Annotated in this window: 4 protein-coding genes and 5 pseudogenes; 5 read left to right on the forward strand and 4 right to left on the reverse strand. The window is 48.3% G+C overall.

Annotated elements, in window-relative coordinates; translation table 11 throughout:
* A partial coding sequence (locus ACR0DT_RS24695; protein ID WP_480713296.1) for a hypothetical protein occupies positions 1 to 692 on the reverse strand: 692 nt, incomplete at its 3' end.
* 474 nt (positions 693 to 1,166) lie between these two features.
* Between ACR0DT_RS24695 and ACR0DT_RS24700 the strand changes: the two genes are divergently transcribed.
* The 3 genes and pseudogenes from ACR0DT_RS24700 to ACR0DT_RS24710 form a co-directional block, all read left to right on the forward strand.
* Positions 1,167 to 1,250, forward strand: a complete 84-nt coding sequence (locus tag ACR0DT_RS24700; protein WP_480713299.1) for a hypothetical protein — start codon at positions 1,167 to 1,169, stop codon at positions 1,248 to 1,250.
* Positions 1,251 to 1,433: 183 nt separating this feature from the next.
* A pseudogene (locus tag ACR0DT_RS24705) lies at positions 1,434 to 1,782 on the forward strand (transposase family protein); the annotation flags it as partial.
* A 356-nt stretch (positions 1,783 to 2,138) separates the two neighbouring features.
* Positions 2,139 to 2,471, forward strand: a pseudogene (locus ACR0DT_RS24710) (transposase); the annotation flags it as partial.
* A gap of 49 nt (positions 2,472 to 2,520) precedes the next feature.
* Here the strand turns inward: ACR0DT_RS24710 and ACR0DT_RS24715 are convergent.
* Positions 2,521 to 2,751 (reverse strand): annotated as a pseudogene (locus ACR0DT_RS24715) (transposase); the annotation flags it as partial.
* A gap of 457 nt (positions 2,752 to 3,208) precedes the next feature.
* Between ACR0DT_RS24715 and ACR0DT_RS24720 the strand changes: the two are divergent.
* The gene (locus ACR0DT_RS24720; protein WP_480713297.1) at positions 3,209 to 3,763 is read left to right on the forward strand and encodes a hypothetical protein; all 555 of its coding nucleotides are present in this window, start codon (positions 3,209 to 3,211) and stop codon (positions 3,761 to 3,763) included.
* Positions 3,764 to 3,978: 215 nt separating this feature from the next.
* On the opposite strand, the gene ACR0DT_RS24725 is transcribed toward ACR0DT_RS24720, so the two are convergent.
* A complete protein-coding gene (locus ACR0DT_RS24725) occupies positions 3,979 to 4,764 on the reverse strand; it encodes a MarR family transcriptional regulator (protein WP_480713298.1) in 786 nt (261 codons plus the stop codon).
* A 404-nt stretch (positions 4,765 to 5,168) separates the two neighbouring features.
* A pseudogene (locus ACR0DT_RS24730) lies at positions 5,169 to 5,450 on the reverse strand (IS6 family transposase); the annotation flags it as partial.
* 84 nt (positions 5,451 to 5,534) lie between these two features.
* On the opposite strand from ACR0DT_RS24730, the pseudogene ACR0DT_RS24735 reads away from it, so the two are divergent.
* Positions 5,535 to 5,621 (forward strand): annotated as a pseudogene (locus ACR0DT_RS24735) (IS6 family transposase); the annotation flags it as partial.

Here is a 5,621-nt window from a genome sequence, read left to right on the forward strand (position 1 = left end):
GAACTCCCCGTCCCGTCCAGCGTCACAACAACACCTTCCGCAACACTCCGGTCATCCCCTGCATCCGCAACAGGCGCATCATTCGCACCCGATGTTGGAATACCTTCAACAACTGTGGACCAATCACTGACCGGGAACTCATATATAAAGTCGCGATCACATTCAGAATCATTACTGGCCGCGCGCACCCGCACTTCATAAACCACACCAGGCGTCAAATCTGCCCCCTCGTGACCGACATTCGATAAGAAGTCCCCCTCCTGCCGACTTCCAACAACAACAGTTTGCGGAGGAGCTGCAAGATCCCTACGATGAATTACAAATACCCCATTTTCGGCATTGTTGCCATCTGGGCTTATTCGACTAGGATTTACTTGATCAATACCACGCCAGACTTGACCAGATTTTCGATATTGGACGTGAAAACCAGAGCTGCTATCAGAGGTAACATCGCAGCGTGGGTTTTCAGAATAACTCCAACTTACAACAAGCTCTTTTACGCCAGCTAAAACGGTAACATTTGTAGGAGATGCAGGCCGCTCTTGAGCCTTCGCATTTTCTGGAAATGACAACAAAACAACGCAAAGAAGAATATATTGAAATCCTTTGAATATTGACGTCTTTTGTCTCCGCGATATCAGTATAGTATCACCGTGATCGACCTCAAAACAAAACGAAATCAACTTTTGCATTCGACGCTGAAAGCAACACAGAAAAAATTCCCCAGAGATACGAGAGACCAACATTTCACCTTTGAATCTTGGATTATAGACGGGTACATACCGATGGCGATATGATGCGACTTCTTGTTCGCACTCCCGAACACGCTACACACGCGATAAATGATTGAAAATCAACTATGCCGCTTAATGGTATGCAGGCACACATCACTGAAGGCGCGGTTGGACCAAAGGCCGTCGGTCAATTCTAATTGACTTACCTGCTCCCCTTAAAATCCCTCGAATTGAGGATAAGTTCTGGACCCATTAAATTGGTTGCCGTCAATTCGGTTGCACGATTCAAACTTCTGAGTTTCAAAGGGCGCTCAATGAGTAACTTATTCTGGTTGAGCGATCTACAGATGGCGCAACTTCAGCCTTACTTTCCAAAGCACCAATGGCAAGTCGAGGGTAGATGATCGGCGTGTCCTGAGCGGCATTATCTTCATCAACCGCAATAGCTTACGTTGGTGTGATGCCCCGGTGGAGTATGGTCCGTACAAGGCGCCCTACAACCGTTGGAAGCGGTAGAGCGATAAGGCTGTCTTAAACTCGGGTGAAGGCCGGCCTGTCCGCCGAGCATGGTAAATAGAAGACTGTGATGATTAACGCAACCTATCTACAAGTCCATCGAACAGCGACCAGCATGGCCGCCTGATTGGTCGAACCAAGGATGGCATGAACATCAAGCTGCACGTCGTCTGCAAAAGTCCATCCCATCCCGGCTATCTGGGCTCACAGGACATTTTTTATCGGTGCACTCAATGGCGTCGGGCGGATCTATCAGCAGACTTACGTGGACACTTAGTGCAGGGTTGCGAATGCCGAGCTCTACACCACCAAGGCACCGATCACCGCCGCTGAACGGCCGAGCGTCACCATTCCGTGACGAGCATGCTCTGCCGGTGCTGCGGATTATGACAGATCGCGGGACGGAATACTGCGGGCGTGTCGACAAACACGATTTTCAGCTCTTCTTGGCGATCAACAATATCTCCACACGAAAACTCAAGCGAAATCGCCCCAGACCAACGGCATCTACGAGCAGGCTCCACACACAGTGTGTGAAGCCTGCTCCCAGTGAGTGGTGGTAATGGTACCGTCTCTTTAGCTTAGCACCATAGGCCCAGACAAAGTTTCCATCGGAGGGGGGCGGTCAATGGAATGGTACATAACTTGCCATAGGCTATTAATTTATTATTTTAAAGTTCACCTTATTGTAAAATTATCTGGATCAAAAATTGGAATACCCTCGATAGGGCAACGATGAAAAGCTGCGTCAGTAAAAATGAACGTGGTCACCAATACTTTAGCTCCTTTCAGCCGTAGAATCCTGTCTGCATTGACATTTCCTAGGGTCAGGACCCGTTGATTTCCGCGTAGGGTCGTGATTCACGGTTCGAAAACCGAGCGGTGAATATGTCTGATCTTTTCTGGCTAACGGATGCGCAGATGGCGTGTCTTGAGCCTTTCTTTCCGAAGCCCCACGGCAATCCCCGCGTTGATGGCAGGCGAGTGTTGAGCGGCATTATCTTCATCAATCGTAACGGCTTACGACGGCGTGACGCGCCCGCTGCCTATAGCCCATACAAGACGCTCTACAATCGCTGGGAGCGGTGGAGCGATAAGGGCGTCTTCGCCCGGATGATGGCGGGCTTGGCTGCCGAACACGACGAAAAGAAGACTGTCATGATCGACGCGACCTATCTCAAGGCCCGCCGAACAGCGACCAGCATGGGCGTGAAAAAGGGGGCGTCGATCATGATCGTCTTGTGTCCGTGCCTCCAACGGCCAATCCTTACATGATCCGAGCGAACACACCTATGTTGCTCCACCGCTTCCATCGGTTGTAAATCGTCTTTGGTGGCCCATATTTGCGAGGTGCATCAGACCACCGCAACTTATTGCGGTTTATAAAGATAATCCAGCTCAGAACACGCCGGTCATCAACCTTCGGCTTGCCATCGCTCTTCGGAAAGTAAGGCTGAAGGCGATCCATTTGTTCGTCAGTCAGCCAGAATAGATTGCTCATTACACATCCCTGAAACTCAGGGGTTTGAATCACGCAGTCGGGATCACGGAAACCAATTTAATGAGTCCAGAACCTAGAGGCGTTCTATGGTATCCTGGGCATCTCTTTTTCAGCATGGCGAGTTTTCGCACGACATTTGTCAACCGGTAAATCAGGGTGTCGCGATTGTTGTTCATGAAGCGGGCTCCCTATGACCTGGTATTTTTATCAGTCCGCATTGACGTCATGGTTTCTCGGCAGAAAGATCGACGGTTTGGTAGCCTTAACCGAGAAAATCAAATTGCAGCGAGAGTACTTCCTTGCCGGTTTCGCAATGGGATCCTGAGCATAGCCTCCACGCACGGATATCGGGTTGTACTGCCCTTGCACTTCATAGGTTCTGTCAGTGTGTAATGGACTATGTCATTTGTTCTTTCGATGGAAATGGTTTCCGAAACCGGGACTGCCGACTTTTGACATGGCGCGTTTGAAGGGCTGCGCAGTTCTCCCGCAGAGTGTATTTACTTGCACGAGAAATTTCGGAGGATATCCCATTTCACACCCGCCCCCCAATCCTGTAAGAAACTTCTTCGCCCAGTTTCTGGCTAGCCCGGGCGAAACGGGCCTGCACGACTTCCATATTAACCTGCTGGCCCTAGAACTCACACGAGCGCAGTTTAATGTACTTTCGAATCCGCCTTTATTCGAGCCATGCGAGCGATACAAGTCGGATATTGCTATGGCTCAACGCGTCTTGAAGGTCTGTCGCTGCGCGCAATGGCGTAAGCATGCGCAATCTGAGCTGCCGTATCTCTGGCTGACACTCTTGGGACATCGTCTTGCGGTCGAACGCGGACTTGCCTTTCGTAGTATACCCGCTCTGACTTATATTGCCTCTGCGCGGCTTGATCTGCCATTAAAGGAAACCAAGTCCTGGGACGAGGACACGCTCATCTGGCGTTACACGGAAACAGAACTACGCGACGAATGGGACTATGCTGGCATTGAATTTCGATATCCCAGATGTTCTTGACCGCTCGAACTGGCATGAAGCGACCGCGGGCATCGCCAAGCTTCATGCAAAGATTAGTTTTTAAACACTAGCAGTTTGCAACTCAATTCCCAGCTGCACAAATAGCAAATACCCTTACAATTCCTGCTCTTCGAGCATTTTTAACAAAAATGCTCGACACAAAACTATAATCCGCTATAGAAATTATTCATAGTCAAAGGTTAAAATACAGATAGCTAAACTTCAAATAGTGCAAGAACTTTATGATCTTTCAAAATTTTTTTTATTCTGAGCGTTTGTTTTACTAGGTTGTAATGCGAAGCTCCAGTGGAATTTGTTTTACATTTTATCTCAACTGCACCAAATGATCCCTGGTTAAACTTTAAACCAATCGCAGTTGCGTTGTATGTTGGCCAAAATATAAATGACCTCTTATTTATTTGTCCACGAACAGCTTCTAAAGAGTGCTTTGTATCTTCAAGCTCTTGAAGGCTCGGCTTGCTAGCCGGAGAAAAAAATATATCCTCCCTCCATCTAGCCGAAAAACAGCAAAATGCAGTTAAGGCTCCGAGGGAAAACTCAGGATATACCGGAGCATTTACTTTCACTGACTTATCAGTGCTCTCTAAAATATAGAAGGTTCGATTCGTCACATACATCCCCACTTCAAAATGATACAGACTTTTATTTACAGCGCCGTGTAGAATAGAATAGATATAATCTATCTCTGGCGGTGAAACCGAACCTGAAGAAAATAAATTGTCGAGATATGATGTCGCAACAAATTGGTGAGCATTCATTGATTTTCTAATCCACCCTGCATTTTCAAGATGCTTCAAAGCTCTAAATGTTGCAGATCGCGAAAATTCCAGCTTTGGGTGCAAATCATCCAAAGAAATTGGACCAAATCGCAAGACAGCTTCATACACTACTAAGGGTTTTGGCACAGCGTAGGATGCGGTTTCTTTCTCTACGACCTCCTCAAGCCTAACTGCATCCAAACACCAATTTGACCCTAACATGTTTTAGCACCCGTTGAGTTATTTTAATAGCTTCAGAAGAGTCAAAGAGCATAGCCTTTTTCTGCTCTTTGCTCACACACAGATCAACTAATGCACAGCGCTGACATCACGTACAATTTCACCATGTCGGAAAATGATATGTGCCAATAAATGGAATGCAGAGTGTGCCCTGCCGTGATACGATAGAGATGGGATTTAAATCCGGCGAATACGGTGGCAAGATCGGAAACTTGGTGTTGCACCCAATCGATGAGGCTCTTTACGCACCTTCGGCTAACGCAGTTGCTGCTAAAAGTGACGTTCACACGGTCGTGGCCGCGCTTCGTTGGGCTTAGCAGCTATGTATGTGAAGTGCATTGCCAACTTAATCATCGAAGGATGCAGGTTTCGGATGCTTGGAGTTTTCAGGCGGTCATTTCGGCAACATAGCAGTCCCAAAGGTCGAAGGCATCGGTTCTGGAGTTACGGTATGAGACGGTGGAGAGTTGATAGCGGCGGGAGCGAAAGACGGTGTTGATCTGATCGTGAGCAATAAGGAGTCTTGGCGACTTAAAGCGTCCCGTGAGCTTTTCTCGCTTTCGAGTGGATCTGTGTGATCCTTCGATCCAATGGTTCAGCCTTTTGTGTGCTCGGTGATCCGCACTCGGCGCAAGATCGCGGACTGGCTTGAGATAGCTTCGCAACTCGGCGGACCCCATGTTGTGATCACAGATAAGTTGCGAAGGCATTGCCAAGTTGATCGCGTTGTCCTTCTCGGATAGCGCGGTACCATGATCATACCGACCTCATTGCCGCGGCTGAAGGGCTTCCGTTTTCCCCGCGAAATCATCGCCTATGCGGTGTGGGCATATCATCGG

It is taken from the genome of Ruegeria sp. BI11 (genome assembly GCF_056538005.1).

Coding starts and splice junctions, on each gene's coding strand:
- ACR0DT_RS24720 (WP_480713297.1), top strand. CDS start 3,209: ATGGCGCGTTTGAAGGGCTGCGCAGTTCTCCCGCAGAGTGTATTTACT.
- ACR0DT_RS24725 (WP_480713298.1), bottom strand. CDS start 4,764: ATGTTAGGGTCAAATTGGTGTTTGGATGCAGTTAGGCTTGAGGAGGTC.